This window comes from Planktothrix rubescens CCAP 1459/22 (assembly GCA_904830895.1).
Taxonomy (GTDB): Bacteria; Cyanobacteriota; Cyanobacteriia; order Cyanobacteriales; family Microcoleaceae; genus Planktothrix; species Planktothrix agardhii.
In genome coordinates, this window is record LR882958.1 from 2,745,017 (window position 1) to 2,765,639 (window position 20,623).

At 37.7% G+C, this 20,623-nt stretch carries 20 protein-coding genes; 14 read left to right on the plus strand and 6 right to left on the minus strand.

All coding sequences use genetic code 11. The features are described from left to right. Positions 1–288 precede the first annotated feature (288 nt). The 11 genes from NMG86_RS12875 to NMG86_RS12925 all read left to right on the plus strand — a co-directional run bounded on the left by NMG86_RS12875 (position 289) and on the right by NMG86_RS12925 (position 11,855). Positions 289–1,170: an alpha/beta fold hydrolase gene (locus NMG86_RS12875; protein ID WP_026797794.1), complete on the plus strand. Its 882-nt coding sequence runs from the start codon at positions 289–291 to the stop codon at positions 1,168–1,170. A gap of 55 nt (positions 1,171–1,225) precedes the next feature. Continuing rightward, entirely contained in the window at positions 1,226–1,411 is a 186-nt protein-coding gene (locus NMG86_RS12880; protein WP_026786619.1) for a PCP reductase family protein, read from the plus strand. Positions 1,412–1,544: 133 nt separating this feature from the next. Continuing rightward, positions 1,545–2,270 (plus strand): triose-phosphate isomerase, encoded by a 726-nt coding sequence (gene tpiA, locus NMG86_RS12885; RefSeq protein ID WP_026786618.1) that lies wholly within the window; start codon positions 1,545–1,547, stop codon positions 2,268–2,270. Positions 2,271–2,563: 293 nt separating this feature from the next. Continuing rightward, the gene (gene folP / locus NMG86_RS12890) at positions 2,564–3,433 is read left to right on the plus strand and encodes a dihydropteroate synthase (protein ID WP_026797795.1); all 870 of its coding nucleotides are present in this window, start codon (positions 2,564–2,566) and stop codon (positions 3,431–3,433) included. 102 nt (positions 3,434–3,535) lie between these two features. Further along, entirely contained in the window at positions 3,536–4,276 is a 741-nt protein-coding gene (gene purC / locus NMG86_RS12895; protein ID WP_026794049.1) for a phosphoribosylaminoimidazolesuccinocarboxamide synthase, read from the plus strand. A 209-nt stretch (positions 4,277–4,485) separates the two neighbouring features. After that, positions 4,486–8,145, plus strand: coding sequence for a BamA/TamA family outer membrane protein (locus tag NMG86_RS12900; RefSeq protein WP_499103708.1), 3,660 nt, complete (start codon positions 4,486–4,488; stop codon positions 8,143–8,145). Between the two features lie 42 nt (positions 8,146–8,187). Next, positions 8,188–9,138, plus strand: a complete 951-nt coding sequence (locus NMG86_RS12905) for a branched-chain amino acid ABC transporter permease (protein ID WP_026797796.1) — start codon at positions 8,188–8,190, stop codon at positions 9,136–9,138. An 8-nt stretch (positions 9,139–9,146) separates the two neighbouring features. Next, on the plus strand, positions 9,147–10,100 hold the full coding sequence (locus tag NMG86_RS12910) for a branched-chain amino acid ABC transporter permease (RefSeq protein WP_026794051.1): 954 nt from the start codon (positions 9,147–9,149) through the stop codon (positions 10,098–10,100). Between the two features lie 10 nt (positions 10,101–10,110). After that, entirely contained in the window at positions 10,111–10,890 is a 780-nt protein-coding gene (locus NMG86_RS12915; protein ID WP_026797797.1) for an ABC transporter ATP-binding protein, read from the plus strand. A gap of 3 nt (positions 10,891–10,893) precedes the next feature. Continuing rightward, positions 10,894–11,595, plus strand: coding sequence for an ABC transporter ATP-binding protein (locus NMG86_RS12920; RefSeq protein ID WP_026786611.1), 702 nt, complete (start codon positions 10,894–10,896; stop codon positions 11,593–11,595). Between the two features lie 11 nt (positions 11,596–11,606). Next, positions 11,607–11,855 (plus strand): hypothetical protein, encoded by a 249-nt coding sequence (locus NMG86_RS12925; protein ID WP_052338714.1) that lies wholly within the window; start codon positions 11,607–11,609, stop codon positions 11,853–11,855. On the opposite strand, the gene NMG86_RS12930 is transcribed toward NMG86_RS12925, so the two are convergent. Next, positions 11,821–13,041, minus strand: coding sequence for a hypothetical protein (locus tag NMG86_RS12930; RefSeq protein ID WP_026797798.1), 1,221 nt, complete (start codon positions 13,039–13,041; stop codon positions 11,821–11,823). The genes NMG86_RS12925 and NMG86_RS12930 overlap by 35 nt on opposite strands. Before the next feature lie 165 nt (positions 13,042–13,206). Here NMG86_RS12930 and NMG86_RS12935 point away from each other — a divergent pair, with 165 nt between their 5' ends. Next, complete coding sequence (locus tag NMG86_RS12935; protein ID WP_026797799.1) at positions 13,207–14,511, plus strand: hypothetical protein; 1,305 nt, start codon at positions 13,207–13,209, stop codon at positions 14,509–14,511. Between the two features lie 178 nt (positions 14,512–14,689). Here NMG86_RS12935 and NMG86_RS12940 read toward each other — a convergent pair whose 3' ends face one another. The 5 genes from NMG86_RS12940 to grrP form a co-directional block, all read right to left on the minus strand. Continuing rightward, the gene (locus tag NMG86_RS12940) at positions 14,690–15,517 is read right to left on the minus strand and encodes a pentapeptide repeat-containing protein (RefSeq protein ID WP_071783085.1); all 828 of its coding nucleotides are present in this window, start codon (positions 15,515–15,517) and stop codon (positions 14,690–14,692) included. An 81-nt stretch (positions 15,518–15,598) separates the two neighbouring features. Then, positions 15,599–17,905, minus strand: a complete 2,307-nt coding sequence (locus NMG86_RS12945) for a phosphodiester glycosidase family protein (protein WP_026797801.1) — start codon at positions 17,903–17,905, stop codon at positions 15,599–15,601. Between the two features lie 172 nt (positions 17,906–18,077). After that, positions 18,078–18,284, minus strand: coding sequence for a hypothetical protein (locus tag NMG86_RS12950; protein ID WP_026786607.1), 207 nt, complete (start codon positions 18,282–18,284; stop codon positions 18,078–18,080). A 102-nt stretch (positions 18,285–18,386) separates the two neighbouring features. Next, positions 18,387–18,689 carry a HigA family addiction module antitoxin gene (locus NMG86_RS12955; protein ID WP_026786606.1) on the minus strand — a complete coding sequence of 101 codons (303 nt, stop codon included), beginning with the start codon at positions 18,687–18,689 and terminating at the stop codon, positions 18,387–18,389. A gap of 123 nt (positions 18,690–18,812) precedes the next feature. Then, positions 18,813–19,709, minus strand: a complete 897-nt coding sequence (gene grrP / locus NMG86_RS12960; RefSeq protein ID WP_036833627.1) for an extracellular substrate binding-like orphan protein GrrP — start codon at positions 19,707–19,709, stop codon at positions 18,813–18,815. A gap of 108 nt (positions 19,710–19,817) precedes the next feature. On the opposite strand from grrP, the gene grrA (NMG86_RS12965) reads away from it, so the two are divergent. Both grrA (NMG86_RS12965) and grrA (NMG86_RS12970) read left to right on the plus strand, forming a co-directional pair. After that, positions 19,818–20,123: a GrrA/OscA1 family cyclophane-containing rSAM-modified RiPP gene (grrA, locus tag NMG86_RS12965; RefSeq protein WP_043938632.1), complete on the plus strand. Its 306-nt coding sequence runs from the start codon at positions 19,818–19,820 to the stop codon at positions 20,121–20,123. Positions 20,124–20,263: 140 nt separating this feature from the next. Continuing rightward, complete coding sequence (gene grrA / locus NMG86_RS12970) at positions 20,264–20,614, plus strand: GrrA/OscA1 family cyclophane-containing rSAM-modified RiPP (protein ID WP_026786604.1); 351 nt, start codon at positions 20,264–20,266, stop codon at positions 20,612–20,614. The last annotated feature ends 9 nt before the right edge of the window (positions 20,615–20,623 follow it).

Sequence of the window (20,623 nt, forward strand, 5' to 3'; positions counted from 1 at the left end):
GAAGTGCTTAACCCATGAGGGGTATTACCCCCTATTATAAACAAGTGGAGAAAATTTGCAAACACTGGTCTAGGATTAACAAGATCCTACAAAGGTTCTGAGGGGGAATCGGGAAGATTTGGCAAGGAGAGGCAGGGGAGACAGGGGAGGTAAACTCTTGTTATTACCCATTACCGATCACGGATTTAAGAAGATTACGCAGATTAACACAAATTAAAATCAGTGAAATCAGTGAAATCCTCTTAAATCCGCGATCCCCATTACTTATTATTTTTCAAGAGGTTAATAATGTTTGAACCCAATGGATTTGGTCAGCGTTCAATTGTCACATCTCTAGGCAGAATGGTCTATTACACGGCGGAGACTGCCCCCTGGAATATTAATGAAGAATTACCCCCATTAGTATTTTTACATGGATTCGGTGGGGGATCTTCTGCTTATGAATGGTCAAAAGTTTATCCCGCATTTGCGAATGAATACCAAATTTTAGCCCCCGATTTAATCGGTTGGGGACGTTCAGAACATCCAGCAAAAAGTTATAAAATTGAGGATTATCTAACCACAATTACCGAATTTTTAGAACAAACTTGTTCAACTCCCGCTATTGTAATAGCCTCCTCCCTAACCGCAGCTTTTACCATTCGAGTCGCAATTCAACGTCCTGATTTGTTTAAATCACTTATTTTAGTAACTCCCTCTGGATTATCTGATTTTGGCAAAGATTATGGACAAAGTTTATTCAGCCAAATAGTGAAAACACCTTTCTTAGATCGAGTTTTGTATTTTACCGGAATTGCTAATCAGGCTGGGATTTACGGTTTTTTACACAATCGGCAATTTGCCCAACCTGATCGAATTTATTCCGAAATTGTGGAGGCTTATTTAAAATCGGCTCAACAACCGAATGCCGAATACGCAGCTTTGTCTTTTGTGGGGGGAGATTTGTGTTTTGATTTATCCTTATATATCAGTCAATTGATCACGCCTACGGGTATTATTTGGGGTGAGAAATCATCTTTTACCAGTCCCGAAACGGGTGAACGTTTAGCTAACTTAAATCCAACGGCGGTCAAGGTTTTTCAAAAAATAGATAATGTGGGATTAACGCCCCATTTAGAACTTCCCGCCGTTACCATTGGGGTAATTCGTCAATTTCTGAAAATGCTTTAAGGCTGTTCAACCCTAGGTAAAATAAGACTATGATTCCAAAGTGACGGTTAAGTTTATGGCTAACACTGATTATTTCGATGAACTTCAGTGGCTTCCCGAAGCCAAGGTCAAACTGAAAAATATTCCCTATTTTGTTCGGACTCAGGCTAGACAACGTATTGAACAACTGGCCAGGGAAGCCGAACAAGGAATTGTGACCCCAGAAATGGTGGAACAAGCCCGCTTAGAATTTGGCCAATAACCCATCCCTTTGAAAAACAAAACCCAGAACTTGATTCTTAACTCTCCCCGACCCCCTGACTATAAAAATTGACCCTAACGCTTTAAACTGAAGGGTAGGATTTTATTGTTTTTTAAGGTTAATTACATTAACGGTGAGAAAAGTAATTATTGCGGGTAATTGGAAAATGTTTAAAACCCAATCGGAAGCTCAAGAGTTTCTGCAAGGGTTTACTAATCATTTAGATGATACTCCAGAAGACAGGGAAGTGGTGCTGTGTGTACCCTTTACCACATTGGGTGTCATGTCGAAAAGTTTACATGGGAGTCGAATTTTCCCCGGTGCTCAAAACATACATTGGGAAGATTCTGGAGCCTACACGGGGGAAATTTCTGGCCCGATGTTACTAGAATTTGGTATCCGTTATGTTGTTGTCGGTCACAGTGAACGACGTCAATATTTTGGCGAAACCGATGAAACTGTGAATTTGCGACTTAGAGCGGCTCAACGCCATGGTTTAACCCCCATTTTATGTGTGGGAGAAACCAAACAACAACGGGATGCTGGAGACACCGAAGGGGTGATTTTCTCTCAGTTGGAAAAGGATTTAATTGGGGTTGATCAAAATAATTTAGTCATTGCTTATGAGCCGATTTGGGCAATCGGAACTGGGGATACTTGTGAAACCACTGAAGCGAATCGGGTAATTGGTTTAATTCGCAGTAAATTAGTCAATTCTAATGTCACTATTCAATATGGTGGCTCTGTCAAACCTGATAATATTGATGAGATTATGGCACAGCCAGAAATTGATGGGGCTTTAGTTGGAGGCGCTAGTTTACAACCAGAAGGTTTTGCCCGTATTGTTAATTATCAATAATCAGTTATCAGTCATCAGTTATCAGTCATCAGTTATCAGTCATCAGTTATAGCAGGGAACACCGGAACAGCCCCCCCAAACCCCCCGTGCACGGGGGGCTGGGGGGCAGGGAACACCGGGGGAAAACACTTTACCGTCTGGGTTCCAAGATCCGTCTGGTGTCTTAACTGCCTTGGCGGTTGCTATATCAGTTAAAGAGTTTACAGTTAAAAAGTTTATAGATCAAACTTATATTTTTCCCGCTACCTATTACCCATTCGTAATTCGTAATTCGTAATTAACTATAAAAATTTATGACTATTCTCAACCCTTTAAATATTAGAAATAAAAGTCTGGAATGGGGAAAACGAACTTATATTATGGGGGTTTTGAATGTAACTCCTGATAGTTTTAGCGATGGTGGGAATTTTAATAGTTTAGAAAGGGCTTTACATCAAGCGCAACAAATGGTGGAAGCGGGAGTTGATATTATTGATATTGGGGGACAATCTACCCGTCCTGGGGCGGAAATTGTGAGTTTAGAAATAGAATTAAATCGGGTTATTCCTGTGATTGAAACCATTAGAAATAGTGCTAATCAATTATTAGCAAATATTCCGATTTCTGTTGATACAACTCGTTCTCAGGTGGCGGAAGTTGCAGTTAAAACCGGAGCGGATATTATTAATGATATTTCCGGGGCTACTTTTGATGCTGAAATGTTATCTATGGTGGCTAAATTGCAGGTTCCTATTATTTTAATGCACTTGCGAGGAACGCCAAAAACCATGCAAACTTTGACCGATTATCAGGATTTAATTGGGGAGTTAGAAGGGTTTTTACAAGATAGAATTAAAGAAGCGATCGCCGAAGGAATTTCACCTCAAAATATTATTATTGATCCGGGGATTGGTTTTGCAAAAACCTTTGAACAGAATTTAGAAATATTGAGGAATTTAACAAAATTGCGATCGCTTAATTGTCCGATTTTAGTCGGAACATCTCGAAAAAGTTTTATCGGTCATATTTTAAACCAACCCGACCCAAAACAAAGGGTTTGGGGAACAGCAGCGACCTGTGTGGTGGCTATTGCTAATGGTGCGGATATTTTACGAGTTCATGATGTTAAAGAAATGGTGGATGTGAGTCGAGTTGCAGATGCTATTTATCGGGTGATTAATTAATATAAATTCTAAAAATAGGGCGAGATTCTTCTATCAGGGCGAGGAGATATCGCCCCTACTTGATTTATAATTAATTGTTTAACCTTTCAATAGTCTATTTCTATGTCTACTCCCGAAAAACTCTACGAAGGAAAAGCCAAAATCATCTATCCCACGGATGATCATGAAATATTACTCGCCTATTTCAAGGATGATGCAACGGCGTTTAATGCTCAAAAACGCGGAACAATTCAAGGGAAAGGAGAAATTAATAATGCGATTTCTAGCCATCTATTTCAATGTTTAGAAGCAAAAGGAGTTCCGACCCATTATATTGATTGTCCTACCCCCAATGAAATGCGGGTGAAACGGGTTAAAATTGTGCCGATAGAAGTGATTGTTCGCAATATTGCGGCGGGAAGTTTATGTAAACAAACTGGGATTCCTGCGGGTACAATTATTGAACCGACTTTAGTAGAATTTTGCTATAAAAATGATGAATTAGGCGATCCATTATTAACACGGGAACGGCTATTATTAATGAAATTAGCCACGCCGGAACAGTTGGAAAAAATTACCCAATTATCCTTAAAAATTAATCAAATTCTCTCAGAATTTTTTAATGAATGTGGGATTACTTTAGTGGATTTTAAATTAGAATTTGGGATGACTTCTGAGGGTCAATTGGTACTCGCCGACGAAATTAGTCCTGATACCTGTCGTTTGTGGGATCAATCCGAAACAGACCCCGACCGACGAGTTTTGGATAAAGACCGCTTCCGTCGAGATTTAGGAAATGTTGAATCTGGGTATCAACAAGTGCTTAAACGGGTTTTAGAGCATACCTCCAACCCATCGGAATAAAGCTAAATATTTTGATCCCCCTAAATCCTGTTGTCATGGGGTGTGGGGGGATCGCAACCTGTGATTTTCAAAGCTTTTCGATGTAGAAGTGTCAAAGCTTGTTAAGATGTCAGATGTCGCAGCAATGGCAACGGGTGTAACCATCTCTCTAAGCCTTCGCTGAGGATCGACAAATTGTAGGTGTGGGATTGTCTAAAAGAGTGAGTATCATGCGTTTATCTCCCGTCTTAGTTGCGGTTTTTACTGCTTCAGCTACGTTTGGATTATCAAACTCTGCAAATGGTCAAACCGCCTATTCAGAATCTGAAAGTTCCCTCAGTTCTCAAGAGGCTTTTGAGCCAATAAATCCGAGTTTAAACCAATCGGAAACCCATGCAAAACCATCTTTAGATGTTAATCAGAGTATTCCCTCTACACCTATTAATTCTTTTGAAGGAATAGTTTTAAATAAAACTAAATCGCCGTATCCAGATCTAGCTTTTTCTCTGGGTCAATCCATAGGAAACCAGGTTTCCTATGCTTGGGTTAATACTTCCTATTCTCAAAATTTACCCGAATTTAATCCATCTCAACCTCTAATTAATTCTGCTTTAGATTCTTCTTTGAATCCTACGGAATCAGAGGTTTTACCAGAAAATTATATTAGTCTAAATAAAGGTAAAAATACAGAAGATTTAGAAAAATTAGCACAAGTTTCAACCGAGGTTTCATCTGAAATTAGCAATACTGAAGCTAATGATTTTTCTAATTCAGCCATTATCCTGAATAAAGCTGAAACTGCAAAAGTCGGTAATTTTAGCTTTCCAGTATTAACAGAAGATGTGATCGCCCTTAATTCCAACTTACCCGAATCTGATTTATTTCAACCGAGTTTAAATAAAGATTCCGAAAAAATAGCCCAATTCCCAACTCCAGTTCCCGAAAAAATTGCAATTGCAGAAATTAATAATTTCTCGAATTTAGGAATTATCCTGAATAAAGCTGAAACTGCAAAAGTCGGTAATTTTAGCTTTCCAGTATTAACAGAAGATGCGATCATCCTCAATTCTAACTTACCTGAATCTGATTTATTTCAACCGAGTTTACATAAAGATTCCGAAAAAATAGCCCAATTCCCAACTCCAATTCCCGAAAAAATTGCAATTGCAGAAATTAATAATTTCTCGAATTTAGGAATTATCCTGAATAAAGCTGAAACTGAAAAAGTCGGTAATTTTAGCTTTCCAGTATTAACAGAAGAAGCGATCGCCCTTAATTCCAACTTACCTGAATCTGATTTATTTCAACCAAGTTTACATAAAGATTCCGAAAAAATAGCCCAATTCCCAACTCCAGTTCCCGAAAAAATTGCAATTGCAGAAATTAATAATTTCTCGAATTTAGGAATTATCCTGAATAAAGCTGAAACTGCAAAAGTCGGTAATTTTAGCTTTCCAGTATTAACAGAAGATGCGATCGCCCTTAATTCCAACTTACCCGAATCTGATTTATTTCAACCAAGTTTACATAAAGATTCCGAAAAAATAGCCCAATTCCCAACTCCAGTTCCCGAAAAAATTGCAATTGCAGAAATTAATAATTTCTCGAATTTAGGAATTATCCTGAATAAAGCTGAAACTGAAAAAGTCGGTAATTTTAGCTTTCCTGTATTAACAGAAGATGCGATCGCCCTTAATTCTAACTTACCTGAATCTGATTTATTTCAACCGAGTTTACATAAAGATTCCGAAAAAATAGCCCAATTCCCAACTCCAGTTCCCGAAAAAATTGCCAGTACAGAAATTAATAATTTCTCGAATTTAGGAATTATCCTGAATAAAGCTGAAACTGAAAAAGTCGGTAATTTTAGCTTTCCTGTCGCAACAGAATCAGCGATCGCCCTTAATTCCAACTTACCCGAATCTGATTTATTTCAACCGAGTTTAAATAAAAATTTAGAAAAAATATCGCAATTTTCTCCCATAATTCCATTAACTATTGCTCAAGCAACACCCGAAACTTTACCCCCTAATTCTGAAGTTCCAATACAACCTGAAACTCCTGCTACTATCCCCCTTCCTAGCACACCCGCACCCTCTGAAACCGAAGTATTAGTCGGAGAAATTACGGTAACAGGAACCCAAGACCAAGGATTAATTGAAAAAGTATATAGCGTTATTTCCACCCAACCCGGACGAACAACAACCCGAACTCAATTACAAAGAGATATTAATTCGATTTTCGCTACAGGTTTATTCCGAAATGTCAAAGCTGTTCCAGAAGATACACCTTTAGGAGTACGGGTTACTTTTGAAGTCGAAGAAAACCCCATCTTCAAAGAAGTTGTAATTCAAGGGAATACGGTTTTACCCCAAGAAATTATTAACGAAAGTTTCGGCGAGCAATTGAATAAAACCATCAACTTGAATCAAATAGAAGCAGGAATTAAAAAAGTCAATCAATGGTATCAGGATAATGGCTATGTTTTAGCGCAGGTTGTCGCCGCTCCTGAAGTTACAAAAGAAGGTGTTGTTAACCTAGAAGTTGCAGAAGGGGTGATTGAAAATATTGGGGTGCGTTTCCTGAATAGCGATGGAGAAGCAACCGATGAAGAAGGAAAACCAATTTCGGGAAGAACCAGAGACTTTATTATCACCAGGGAAATTCAATTAAAACCAGGGGACGTATTTAACCAAAAAACCGCACAACAGGATTTAGCTCGGGTATTTGGTTTAGGAATTTTTGAAGATGTCCGCTTGGAATTAGAACCCGGAAAAGATAATCCCAGGGAGGCGGTAGTTGTTGTGAATGTGATCGAAAAAACCACCGGATCACTCGCATTTGGGGGAGGTGTAAGTTCCGCCGCCGGATTATTTGGAACCTTGAGTTATCAAGAAGTTAACTTAGGGGGAAATAACCAACGCTTAGGGGCGGAATTAGAGGCGGGAAATCGGGTATTTCAAATGGATTTAAACTTTACCGATCCTTGGATTGCGGGTGATCCCTATCGCACCTCTTATAGTGTGAATGCTTTTAGACGTCGGACAATTTCCGTGGTCTTTGAAAATGGGCCAAAAGAGGTTTACTTAGCCAATGGCGATCGCCCCCGGGTAGTGAGGACTGGAGGAGGTATTAGTTTTACTCGTCCGTATGCGGATAATGTTTTTTCTGATCCCAATTGGGTCGCTTCCGTCGGATTCCAATATCAACGGGTGGAAATCACGGACTCCGATGGGAACATTAACCGTACCGATGAATTTGGGAATCAACTCAGTTATAGCGGGAGTGGAAAAGACGATTTATTCACCGTTCAGTTTGGATTTCTTCGAGATCGCCGCAACAATAAGCAACAACCCACCTCCGGTTATTTAGTGCGTTTTGGTTCGGAACAATCTATCCCGGTGGGTTCGGGAAGTATTTTAATGAACCGTTTGCGGGCTGCATATACTTTTTATATTCCGGTGAAATTCCTCTCCGGTTTGATTCCCGAAGGCGATCAATCCTTTGCTTTTAACTTCCAAGGAGGTACGGTAATTGGGAACTTACCCCCCTATGAAGCCTTTCCCTTGGGTGGGACGACTTCAGTACGGGGTTGGGAAGAAGGGGCGATCGCTTCTACCCGAAGTTTTATCCAAGCCTCCATTGAGTATCGTTTTCCTCTGTTTTCCAAGTTTCTTGGCGGAGCGCTCTTTGTGGACGCGGCAACGGACTTAGGTTCCCAGGGGACAGTTCCTGGCTCTCCTGGGGGTGTGCGGGATAAACCCGGAAGTGGTTTCGGTTATGGGGTTGGTGTGCGCCTACAAACTCCCCTAGGGCCAGTACGGATTGATTATGGGATTAATAATAATGGAGATGGTCGGATTCACTTCGGTTTAGGAGAACGGTTCTAAAAAGTATTATCTGGTTTTCGTAATTCGTAATTCCCTATATAGATGGATTTTAATTTTTTCCTACAATCATTTTTAAATGGTTTATCAATTGGGAGTGTTTATGCTATTTTTGCCTTGGGTTACACTCTAGTTTTTTCGATTTTAGGGGTGATTAATTTTGCCCATGGTGCTATTTTTACCTTGGGAGCTTATTTTACCTATATCTTATCCGGGGGCGTTTTTGGGTTTAATGGATTATTAGCCAATGGTAAGTTACCCTTTCAATTCCCGTTTTTTATAGCCTTAATTCTAGGGAGTATTTTAGCCGGGTTAGCCTCAATTGTCTTGGAAAGATTAGCCTTTAGACCCTTGAGAGTTAGAGGGGCTGATTCCCTATTAACCTTGGTTTCCAGTTTGGGGGCTGCGGTGGTGATTGTGAATACAATTCAATATTTAGTCGGGGCAGAAATTTACACATTTCCTGATAATATTTATGGCAATATTCCCGCAGCAATTAATTTCGGTACAGCCACAAAACCGATTATGATTAGAAGCGTTCAGGTGATTATTTTTACGGTTTGTATGGTCATCGTGGCTTTATTAACCTATCTGGTAAATAAAACTAAGATTGGTAAAGCCTTACAAGCGGTGGCTGAGGATGAAATTACCGCCAGTTTATTAGGAATTAACCCGGAACAGTTTATTATATTAACGTTTTTTGTCAGTGGATTTTTAGCGGGACTCGCCGGAACTTTGGTAGGATCTAGTGTGAGTATTGCGGGGCCTTATTTTGGCATTGCTTTCGGTTTAAAGGGGTTAGGAGTAATCGTTTTAGGGGGGTTAGGAAGTATTCCAGGGGCTGTAATTGGGGGATTATTATTAGGGTTAGCAGAAGCTTTTGTTCCCGCCGATTTTTCCGGTTATCGAGAAGCGATTTCCTTTGCTATTCTATTAATAATGCTATTAATTCGACCCCAGGGATTATTAGGACGTAAACGCATTCAAAAGGTATAATTCATTCCATGATTAATTTTTTGAACACCTACGGGTTTTTAATCGTTTCTATGTTATTTGGAGCGATTTTAGGGTTATCCGTTTATTTACCCTTAATGGCGGGTCAACTCTCCTTAGCAACCCCTGGATTTTATGCGTTAGGGGGTTATATTGCGGCGATTTTATCTACCCAGGTTTTTAAATTTAAAGGGACTATTTTTCCCTTACCTTTTTTGTTTTTAGAACTATTGATCACTGCCATAATTTCTGCTATTTTAGCCATAGGATTAGGCATTCCAGTATTGAGATTACGAGGAATTTATCTAGCCATTTCAACTATTGCTTTAGTCGAAATTTTACGGGTTTTAGCCTTAAATCTAGAGATAACTGGAGGTGCAGTTGGTATCTTTGGGATTCCCCAACCCTTTGCAACTCCCCTAGAATATTTATGGGTGGCAATTCCCCTATTAATTCTGAGTATGATATTCTTATATCGCTTAGAAAAAATTAAAGCCGGACGCGCTTTTAGTGCAATTCGAGAAGATGAATTAGCCGCCGATTCTATGGGGGTTAATCCTACCCATTATAAAGTGTTATCCTTTACCTTGGGGGCAATTTTAGCGGGATTAGTGGGAACTATTAGCGCCCATTTTCTCAATACTTGGAATGCTCGTCAAGGCACCTTTGATAGTAGTATTATTTATTTAGCTTTTGTTTTAATTGGCGGGTCAAGAACCTTTTGGGGCCCCGTCTTAGGGGGAATTATTCTTACCGCTTTACCGGAAGTTTTACGGGGAATGGGAGAAATTAGTGGTTTACCTTTATGGTTAGCCCAATTCTTACGGGAAGGTCGTTTAATTATTTTTGGGGTATTATTGGTTTTGGGGTCAATTTTTTATCCTCAAGGTTTAATTACTCCAGAATTATTAAACAAGATTACTCGAAAAAATCCCTGGCGGGGACTATTAAAAAAACAATCATAAGGGTTAAAAAATGAGTTTATCAACCTTAAAACCCCTTTTAGAAGTCCAAGGTTTAACTCGATATTTTGGGGGATTATTAGCAGTTGATCAGGTTTCGTTTGCGGTTCAAGATCAAGAAATATTTGGTTTAATTGGCCCTAATGGAGCGGGGAAAACTACCTTATTTAATTTAATTACAGGGTTAATTCCTCCCTCTAAAGGGGCTTTAATTTATCAGAATAATTCTATTACTCAATTAAAACCCTATCAAATTGCTGAAAAGGGGATAGCTAGAACTTTTCAAAACCTCCGACTATTTGGCAATTTATCGGCTTTAGAAAACGTTGTTATTGCTCGTCATATCCATAATCAAGCTAATCTAATTTCAGGGGTTTTAGGTTTGCCAAAAGCGGTAAAAATTGAACAGGAAAACTATCAAAAAGCCAGGGAATTATTAGATATATTTGGATTAGCAGAAAGGGCTGAACAAAAAGCTCGTAATTTTGCTTATGGCGACCAAAGACGCTTAGAAATTGCTCGGGCTTTAGCCTTAGAACCGAAATTGTTATTATTAGATGAACCTGCGGCGGGTATGAACCCCAGTGAGAAAAAAGAACTCAGTGATTTAATTAGAAAAATTCGAGAACAATTTCAATTAACAGTAATTTTAATTGAACATCATGTACCCTTAGTGATGGGGTTATGCGATCGCATTGCGGTATTAGACTTTGGAAAATTAATTGCTTTAGGAGAACCGGAAATGGTGAGAAATAATCCGGCGGTAATTGAAGCCTATTTAGGAGATGAATAAGTTATGTTAGAATTAGTTAGTCTATCGGTTAATTATGGTGCAATTCAAGCATTAAAAGAGATTAATATTATTATTAATCAAGGGGAAATTGTCACCCTAATTGGAGCGAATGGAGCAGGGAAAAGTACCACCTTAAAAACCATTTCTCGATTAATTAATCCCCGCCAAGGAAAAATCCTTTATCAAGGAAAAGATATCACCGATTTACGTCCCGATCAAGTTGTTAAAATGGGAATAGCCCAAAGTCCAGAAGGTCGGAGAATACTATCTCAACAAACCATATTAACCAATTTAGAATTAGGGGCTTATACTCGTAGCGATCGCTTAGGAATTAAAGCCGATATTGAAAAACAATTTATGATTTTTCCTCGGTTAGCAGAACGAAAACATCAATTAGCAGGAACTCTAAGCGGTGGAGAACAGCAAATGTTAGCGATCGCCCGGGCGGTGATGAGTCGTCCTAAGCTATTATTATTAGACGAACCCAGTTTAGGTTTAGCTCCTCAAATTGTTAGAGAAATCTTCTCGGTAATTCGTCAATTAAATCAATCCGGTGTTACAATTTTATTAGTGGAACAAAATGCCCATTTAGCTTTAGAAATTGCAAATCGAGGTTATGTTTTAGAAGCTGGATATTTAACCCTAACAGGGAAAGCCTCTGATTTATTAATAGATGAACGAGTTAGACAAGCCTATTTAGGTTAAAAGTTGAAAAAATGACCCTCACTATTGATAAAATCCTTTATAGCAACCTATTAGCTAAAATCACCCCTCAAGTCATTGAAACCGAGGAGGAATATGATCGGATTTTAGCAATTGTTGAAGGATTAACTTTTAGTAAAACTCTCACTCCTGAAGAACGAGTATTATTAAAATTACTGGTTCAGTTAATTGAAACTTACGAATCAGAACACTATCCCATTGATGAGCCTAAATTCGACTTAATTCTTCCTGAATTTTCTTAAGCTCTAAAATTTTATAGCTAATCCATTCTTTAATGGCTTGACGACTTTCTAAGGTTTCTTTCTTAGTAGAAGAGGCTGATAGTAACAAATTATAAAACCTTTTTAAGTCTTCTAACGAATCATTCATTAGATTGAATTCAGATTCAAAAAACTTTTCGACTTTAAAAGAAATTTTATCAAAGAATTGCTTTTTATTTTTATATAAAACATTATAAGCTGCATCAAGATTTTCTGTTTCATCTTTTTTGTCCTTAAACATTATTAGCCCAAATCCTAGAGCAGATAATAAAAGATAGGGTAAAATAATAATTGAAAATTGTCGTGCGAAAAACTGGCCAAAGTAAATAAACACAATAACAATTACTTTTTGCAAGTTGTTGGATTTCATAGCAACTTCTAACTGATCACTATCTCCATCGAAATCTACATAGTTTAATCTCAATAATGACTGTTTTACAGAGTTAGTTATGTTAAGGGCATAAAGCTCATTCTTAATATCTTGAAATATCTCATCAACCTGATTTTCTAGTTTTTCAATTTCAGGAATGATAATATCTTGATTCAATGCTTTAATTTGCCATTGGTTAAATTCTTCTAAAACGTATTCTTTCATTCTTTCACGATTTTTAGCTTCTTTATCTTTCATGTATTTGTAAGATTTACGTAGATTAAAGACAAAGTTTGCAGCACCATATCTTGCAGGACTATCCTCATCTTTTTCTTTTGAGAATTCCTGCATTTTCTCAGCCATTTTATTTTTCAGAGAAGGAATCCATTCTTCAAATAATTTTTCAGATTTAGTTTTTGTTTCATTCTTCGATTGCTCTACTAACTTTTTAATTTTTTTTTGATATCCAGCTAATATACTCATGTTGTCAAAGCTGCTTTTTTTCAAAGCCTGAGAAATATTAACTTCGTTACTTAGCAAAGCATCTAATTTTTCTAGGCAAGTTACAAATGTTACTAAAAAATTTTGCATAGAATCATAAGACAATTGAATTTGTTCATTTTCTTGATGACTTTGTATTTGTTCTAAATATTTCATAAAATTCTGAAATTCTTCTATCTTAGAATTATCGATATCGAAGCTGGTTAGAGGTAAAACCAATAAATACTGAGATTCTTCTATGACATCAAGAACTTGATAGCTCAACAGGCGAAGTTGATTTTGAGTGGTACTATCCATAGTTTAAACCCTTGCTGTTAGATTGGATACAAAAATCAAACTTTAAATTTAACATAAAAAGTTTGACTCAGATAGACGTGGAACTCTTTTGGCCAATACAAAGGTAGTCTCACTAGATCTATGATATAACTTAGATATACTTTTGGAACAGAATTTTTCAGATTTATGGAATATTCCTTTAGTGCTGCTAGACAAGCACTTTTAGCTGCTGGTAAGTTAGTACAGGCGAAAACGGTTGATGGACTATTGCTCCCTTTTCTTAAAGATCCGGCCACAGGTATGATTGTTGAAGTAGCTAAGGGGGTAACGAAGTTTAGTCTGCAACCTTTTATAGCCCCTGCACAAGCAGTTTTGGGTTCATTGAATATTATACAAACTCATCTAGGATTTCAAGAGACTTACAAACGACTGGATGTTATAAAACAAACTCTCCAATCTCTTCAGTCCAGTTTAGGGGTACTCCAATCAACTACTGCTATTATCGGTGTAGGGACATTTACCGGAGTAGCATTAACAGCCGTTAATCTAAAACAAACACTTAAACTTAGGCAAGAAGTAGAACAATTTAGATTAGAAGTGAAAGATGGTTTTATTGATATTAAATGTATTTTGCATAACCAGACAGAAGAAATTATTGAACAGATAAAAAGATCTCAACAAGACTCAGAATATCAAAAAAAACGTCAAGCCTTAACTAAAGCTTATTGTTCATTCATAACAGCATTAGATCGTTTTCGTACTGCCCTTAATATTCAGAATAAAGAAAGGTTTAATACGGAAATAGATGCAGTAAGAAGTACGCTTTTTAATGATGTTATATCTGTATATAATGATCGTAATCTACTAAATAGTTTAACTCCTATAGAACGTTTTCGCTGGCTTGAATGTTTTTGGACAGTTGAAAATGCTATTATCACTACTTACCAAATTCAAGATGAAATGATTGCCGTTAGCCAACGTCTCTCTGAATTAAAAATAAAAATGCGTCAAGATATTTTAAATTTAATTGATCAAATATCTACTGACGATGAATTAAATTTTTTATTTCCAGAAATCACTCACCTTCATAATCATGATTTTCCGGTTCTTGAAACTTGGCAGAGTAATATTGATTATAGACTTTCGCTTAAGCCATTAGAACAAAAACGCTTATCAGAGCAAAAAATTTTACCTGAAGTAAATTTTAATATTGAAGATGTCGTGAATAGTAATTTATCAATAGAATTTATACCTGAAGTATTACCTGAAGAGTTAGAATATAGCAAATTAAAGAAAAAATGTGATATTTTGTCTTTAAAAGAACAACTTAGATTACTAATGAATCCACAAATACGTCTGGAATACACTGCTTATATTTCTCGGCAAGCAACCCGTTATAACTATGAAAGTCTGGTTTCTGAAAATTTAGAGGAAGCATCAAATTTTGCGTTAGCTAACCTTTACTATTATTTTAAAGATTTTGAGGAATGATAAGGATTGAGATATAATTTAATAGTATTGATCTTTTATTGATTAATAAATATAAGAAATTATACCCGCTTATCAAAATGTGATCGCAATTATCCCGCACCAATTCAACTTAAAACAGCTTGGAAACAGTTCCAAGCGGGTCAACGTCCCATCATTCCAATTAATAGTTAAATTCCTATTAATGATGAACACTACCATCGGGTAAAATAGCACCTTCTAATTTAGCTCCGGTTAATTTTACCATAATTTTATCCCCAATTCCTACCTTAGCCCCGGTTAAATCTGCACATCTTAAATCAGCGCCACTTAAATCAGCCCCAATTAAATTAGCTTCCTGTAAATTAGCATAGGTTAAATTAGCTTGTAAAAAATTCGCCCTAAATAAATTCGCCTTATATAAACAGGCGGCACTTAAGTTAACTTTATGCAGAAACCCATCACTTAAATCGGCTTCAGTTAAGTCCGCACCGCTTAAATTGCGACTGGAAAAATCCCTTTCTTTTAAATCCGCACCTTTAAAACTTAATCCACTTAATTCCGTCGGTCTAGTGGGGGGAGGCGTTGGTGCGGGGGGAGTTGGCGGTGGGGGCGTAACCGGAGGTTTACTGGCTGGGGGGCGTTGAAAATTATTATTTTCAGAGGTTTTTACCCGGCTTTGATAGGTAGAGGATTGATAATTAGAATAGGGGTTTTGATAGGTATAGGAATTTCCTGTACTATTTGAGGATGCTCTGGAATGGGATTCTGAACGCGAAACAGTTGAGGAATGTTGAGTTGAATTTGGACTTGATCGACGCAATAAAGAACGCAATTTTTCCCTGGCTTGATTAATTTCCTTGAGTTTTTCCTCAGCGATTTTTTTTAATCGTTGATTTTCTTCAGGAATGCGATCGGGATGCCAAATAAATGCTAAGTCTTTATAGGCCTGATCCACCAATTCTAAGGAGGCTCCAGGCTTCAGATCTAACACTTTATAATAGTAATTCAACTCACTGGGAGTGATCATGGCAGGAGTCCGCAATTAAGAATTTAGCTAACAATCTATATTAGTGCTACAGCTTAACATACATTTCTAGCTTGGGTTTTTTTATCGGCGAAATACCCCCAAACCATTGTGAACTGGGGCGGCGGTATCGGGGATGCGGTTTAAAAGTTGACCTCCTAAGACTAAATTCGTCGAACTTCCCCCGTCTAAATTTAACGCATCAGTGGCTCCTAATTGCTGCATTAAGAGTGCCATTTCGGTTAATTTGGCCCCCACCCCTCCGACGCGGTTATGGACGGTGGCAATCAACCATTCCCCCTTGGCGGTGATCCCGACACTACTGCGAATGGCAGACTGATCCGCAAAGGCAGGACTAAACCCTTCAGCGATCGCATCTACCACCACTTGCCCGTTTTGTAATAATAATGGCCCGCCGCCTAAAATATGGGGAAAGGAATTAAAATCTGAAGGGGTAGTTTGAGATTTAATTTCAATAGATGTACCCACAGAAAACGAATTTAAAGCACTACGAAATGATCGCAAGGTTAATAAATAACCGTTTTTAGGAATGGGAATAGCGGCGGTCGTATTTGTTTGTTCGAGTTGTTGTTTAACAATATTATTTTCTACCAGAATCACAATTTCATTCGCGGTTAATGGAGTATAATTTTCTCCCCATTCAGGAGTATAGCGAGCAATTCCCGCTTTCACATATCCGGTATTGAGTAATTCACAGTCTAGGGTCTGTCCCGATGATGGAATTAAGGTTTCTTTTAAAGTTAAACGGGCAAATTTTACCTGTCCCGAGTCATTCCAAGCGATCGCTCCTCGGTTTAAAATTGGCCCCGAAAACCATTTGTTTTCCCGCCGAATTGCTCCTAAAGGGAAAAGATTATTCCGGTTAAAATATCCGGCATTAATTGCCCCTATACATTGACTATTATCAACGGTTTTGGCTAAACTGTCAATGCCTTTCATTCCCGTTTGACTTGCCCAAATTGGTCGTAAAGTCAAGCCAAAATCCGAATTTACAATTAACCAAACTACGGGAAAACGGCTATTATTTAAAGTTATATATTGTTGTCGCCATCGCAATCCTTTTGTCCAAGTAATATCTCTTTCTATTAAGGAATCCTGGCGTAACTCAATTAAAATCCGATTTGGATTATTCAATGTAGAAACTTTCACCCCATAACCATCGGGTAAAGTTCCTTGAATTATAGTTTGATTATTCGTAATTTTTACCAAAGGACGAGATGGTTTTTGAGTTGTTACTGCGGTTTCTCCTTCATTTTGCTGTTCGGAAGTTCCAGAAGTGGGTGTGGGTTGAGTCGGGTCTTGAAAGGGTTTAGCAATTGTCGGATTTGTAATTCCATCGACCACTACTTCCCATTGGGTATTTTGTTGATAAATTTCCCAGGGAGTCGGTTGATTTAATGTTATTGTCATTTGAGAAATATTAGCACGTTCTTCAAAATTTATGGCTTGAATAGTACCTAGTTTAGAAATAATATTAAGGGTATTTTCTTGAATTTCCAAATCCCAGGCTGATAATTCTGCTAATTGATCAATTTTTAGATAACGATATTCGGCATCAAAAAAAGTCCCCGGAGTTGAATGCAAAGCAAACCAATTCAAGGGTTGAAGACTAAATTCCGTTGTATTTAAGGGATTAATTCCTAAAACTTGGATAATTCCTTTATCACTAATTCCGGTATTTGTAGCAATTCCTGAATTCCATTGACTCCAGGGTAATTTCCATTTTCTCCCATTAACAGAAAGATGGGTTCCTGTTTTAATAATTCCGGGGTGAGCTAAGGATATAATATAGGGACAAATAATTGGATTAACTTTTTTTAGTAACACTAAAGCCTGATAGATAATACTAACCACTTCTCCCCGAGTTGCATTAGAATTAGGATTAAAAAGTTGGGGATAGGGGTAATTAACTACCAATTCACAACGAGTGGCTGTAATCATGGCCTGAGTCCCATAGCTAGGAATGGTATCCCCATCTTCATAAATATTTTTTAAGTTTAAACTCTCTCCTTGAGGTAAATTCAAACCCGAAACTAAAGCCAATAAAACCTGTAAGCGAGTCACCGGACTTTGAGGAAGAAACTGTCCATCAGGAAACCCCGAAATAAAGCCAGATTGATAGGCAATTTTAATTGCTTCCGCCGCCCAAAACTCCTTGGGTACATCCTTAAATGGAATATATTCACGTTTAATAGAAGTGGGAAATGCCACTTTTAAAATAGTAGCAAATTCCCCACGGGTTAGATTTTGATTAGGGCGAAATGTGTTATCTTTAAATCCACTAATTAAACCTTGAGCTTGCAAACGTTGAATAAACGGACGCGCCCAATGTTGGCTAATATCTGAAAACAACGGTTGTGAACTGGTCATATTATTAAGGGAATAGGGAATAGGGAATAGGGAGAAAAGATTGTACTATCTAGGTTTAATTAACTGAAAAAACTGTAGGGTTTGGAGACTAAACCCAAAGCACGAATAGGGTTGGAACTCCAAAACCTTACAAGAAGATATTACAACCTATTTTAAGATTACTAAATAACTATCAGGATTCTTGATTTTCCATAACTTTTTGCAGTTTCTCAGCAATATCTTGCCAGTTTTCAGCTAAATCTGTACTGCGATCTTGCCGCAAAAATTCTGCTTCTTTGAAACAATGATTGGCTAAAGAATGGACAAGATTTTTAATCCCATGTTCCTCAATTAATTGATTTAAAGCCCGAGTTAACTTTTCGCTTTTAGGTTCAGTCATATTCTGATCAACTCATAATTCAGTGGTTACAACTTCTATAATACCGCTATTTGTTACCCGATAGATACCCCATAACCCCCTTTTTATAATACAATCAAGAATTTACTGGCTATAGGAATAAGGGTTAATCTGATTTAATTTTTCTCCTAATTTTCGTTTAGCTTCCATAATTTCATAGGTATTTTGTAATCTTAAAAAATATCCTTCTGAAAGTCCAAAATAACGACATAAGCATAAATCTATCTCAGCCGTCACTGGACATTCTCCCTTAATAATAGCATGAATTTTATTAGAATCAACATCAATTGCCGATGCCAAAGTGTTTTGATTAATTCCTAATTCTTCTAAAAATTCATGTTCTAAGATATCTCCAGCATGGGGATTATAGAGTAAAATTTCATTCATGATTTTTATTAGTTGTAAGTAGATGTTTATAATTATTTGAACAGATAAAAAAGTTTGTTGTTGCTGCAAAGCCCCTAACTAGAGAGCGCTAAAGCGCAACAACGAACAGTTATAATCACCTACTTAGTTAAGTTTGATTTGTTCCCTGGAGTTAATCACACCTTGAAAGTAATTTTTGATTAAATCATTATCTATTGTGATCACACCATCTTTTCCAAACCATTGATCGACAATAGCCACTGATTCTTTATCTCCCATGACATAACCTTGCATCAATTTTACGATCGCAAAATTTACCCGATCTAAAAAAGCAGAATTATTTTCAGGGACAATACAAGCAATTCCTTCCCGGGCATAGGGAAGATTAGGAACTACTTCTAAAGCATCACGGTTAGGGAGGGTTTGTCGAGCTCCTTCTAGCAAAACCCCATCGGAACCAAAAGCATCAATTTTACCCTGTTCTAAAGCGGCAATTCCCTCGCCAATAGTCTTAAATTTGACTATTTTGGCTTGGGGTTGTACGACTTGTATAGTTGATTCACTGCTGCCATTTTCTAATACACCAATTTGCCGATTTACTAAGGATTCTGGTGTGCCTAAATTACTTCCTTTTTTAACTAATAACCGGGTTCCTGTAACCCCATAACTCACAGAAAAATCGACATAGCGATCGCGATTCCAGGTAAAAGTCACATCCTCACAGACAATATCAACATCCCGCGATAATACCTTGGGAATCCGATCACCGATGGTAATCGGAACCAGTTCTAAAGTAATTTCCCGTCCTAAATCCTTGGCAAGTTGGGCTTTAATTTGATTCAGAATATCAATGGAATAACCAACTAATTCATCCTGATCATTGACATAGGAAAGGGGAATAAAATCCGTCTGAACTCCGGCGGTTAATACCCCAGTTCGGGCTACTTTTTCCATTACTGTTTCTGCAAATGCAGCACTCGATAGACTTAGGGAAAAAACAGCACCCAAAGCAGCGATCGCAATTTTTTTAGATAAAATCATTTTTTTCCTCACACAACTTTAATCAAGTTTTCTTAAGAAAACCCACCCGATTATATCAAAATTTATGTTATAGTGCAATAAAAATTATCAATAAAAGGATTAACCATTTTGAACATTAGTACAAAAACTGGATTAGTGGGCTTTTTCTTGGCTCTTGGCGCTTTAAATATTCCTACGGCGAATGCTATAGTTAAAACCCCAGTTTCTATAACAATTGAGTCCCGTTTGTCAAGAATTACAGAGACTTTAAGAGAGCGAGAAAACCAATTACAAGAAAAACCGGAAGTCCTAAAACCAGGAGAACAAATTGCCGGAGCCTGGGGGAATGGTAGTGGTGGGTTCGTCAATCGTGGTGGCGGTGGAAACTGGCGCAATGGTTGGGCCGATGGGGGCCGTTTTATCAATTCCCGTTAGTTCTGTTTAGATATTATCCTGATCTTGAAAAAGGTGTTGCGATCGTGACCAACGGTAAATTTTTTATCCTTTTTAAATCAATTGATATCAAAATTTATGCTATAGTGCCATGAAATTTATTAATAAAAGGAGTAACCATTTTGGAAATTAGCACAAAAATAGGATTAGTTGGCTTTTTCTTGGCTCTAAGTGCTTTAAATATTCCGGCGGCTAATGCTACAGTTAAAACCCCTGAATCTACAACTATTGAGTCCCGTTTGTCAAGAATCACAGAGACTTTAAAACAGCGAGAAAATCAATTGCAAGAAAAACCGGAAGCACTACAACCCGGAGAACAAATCGCCAGGGGAGCCTGGGGAAATGGTGGAGGACGGGGAGGCTGGATTAATCGCGGAGGTGGCGGCTCCTGGGGAAATGGGGGTAGTTGGCGCAATGGGAATAACTGGCGCAATGGTTGGGGTGATGGGGGTCGCTTTATTAATTCCCGTTAGTTCTATTTA

What these genes read in the sequence shown, in the direction of transcription:
- NMG86_RS12875 (WP_026797794.1), top strand. Translation starts at nt 289, where the DNA reads ATGTTTGAACCCAATGGATTTGGTCAGCGTTCAATTGTCACATCTCTA.
- NMG86_RS12880 (WP_026786619.1), top strand. Translation starts at nt 1,226, where the DNA reads ATGGCTAACACTGATTATTTCGATGAACTTCAGTGGCTTCCCGAAGCC.
- folP (WP_026797795.1), top strand. Translation starts at nt 2,564, where the DNA reads ATGACTATTCTCAACCCTTTAAATATTAGAAATAAAAGTCTGGAATGG.
- purC (WP_026794049.1), top strand. Translation starts at nt 3,536, where the DNA reads ATGTCTACTCCCGAAAAACTCTACGAAGGAAAAGCCAAAATCATCTAT.
- NMG86_RS12900 (WP_499103708.1), top strand. Translation starts at nt 4,486, where the DNA reads ATGCGTTTATCTCCCGTCTTAGTTGCGGTTTTTACTGCTTCAGCTACG.
- NMG86_RS12905 (WP_026797796.1), top strand. Translation starts at nt 8,188, where the DNA reads ATGGATTTTAATTTTTTCCTACAATCATTTTTAAATGGTTTATCAATT.
- NMG86_RS12910 (WP_026794051.1), top strand. Translation starts at nt 9,147, where the DNA reads ATGATTAATTTTTTGAACACCTACGGGTTTTTAATCGTTTCTATGTTA.
- NMG86_RS12915 (WP_026797797.1), top strand. Translation starts at nt 10,111, where the DNA reads ATGAGTTTATCAACCTTAAAACCCCTTTTAGAAGTCCAAGGTTTAACT.
- NMG86_RS12920 (WP_026786611.1), top strand. Translation starts at nt 10,894, where the DNA reads ATGTTAGAATTAGTTAGTCTATCGGTTAATTATGGTGCAATTCAAGCA.
- NMG86_RS12925 (WP_052338714.1), top strand. Translation starts at nt 11,607, where the DNA reads ATGACCCTCACTATTGATAAAATCCTTTATAGCAACCTATTAGCTAAA.
- NMG86_RS12930 (WP_026797798.1), bottom strand. Translation starts at nt 13,041, where the DNA reads ATGGATAGTACCACTCAAAATCAACTTCGCCTGTTGAGCTATCAAGTT.
- NMG86_RS12935 (WP_026797799.1), top strand. Translation starts at nt 13,207, where the DNA reads ATGGAATATTCCTTTAGTGCTGCTAGACAAGCACTTTTAGCTGCTGGT.
- NMG86_RS12940 (WP_071783085.1), bottom strand. Translation starts at nt 15,517, where the DNA reads ATGATCACTCCCAGTGAGTTGAATTACTATTATAAAGTGTTAGATCTG.
- NMG86_RS12945 (WP_026797801.1), bottom strand. Translation starts at nt 17,905, where the DNA reads ATGACCAGTTCACAACCGTTGTTTTCAGATATTAGCCAACATTGGGCG.
- NMG86_RS12950 (WP_026786607.1), bottom strand. Translation starts at nt 18,284, where the DNA reads ATGACTGAACCTAAAAGCGAAAAGTTAACTCGGGCTTTAAATCAATTA.
- NMG86_RS12955 (WP_026786606.1), bottom strand. Translation starts at nt 18,689, where the DNA reads ATGAATGAAATTTTACTCTATAATCCCCATGCTGGAGATATCTTAGAA.
- grrP (WP_036833627.1), bottom strand. Translation starts at nt 19,709, where the DNA reads ATGATTTTATCTAAAAAAATTGCGATCGCTGCTTTGGGTGCTGTTTTT.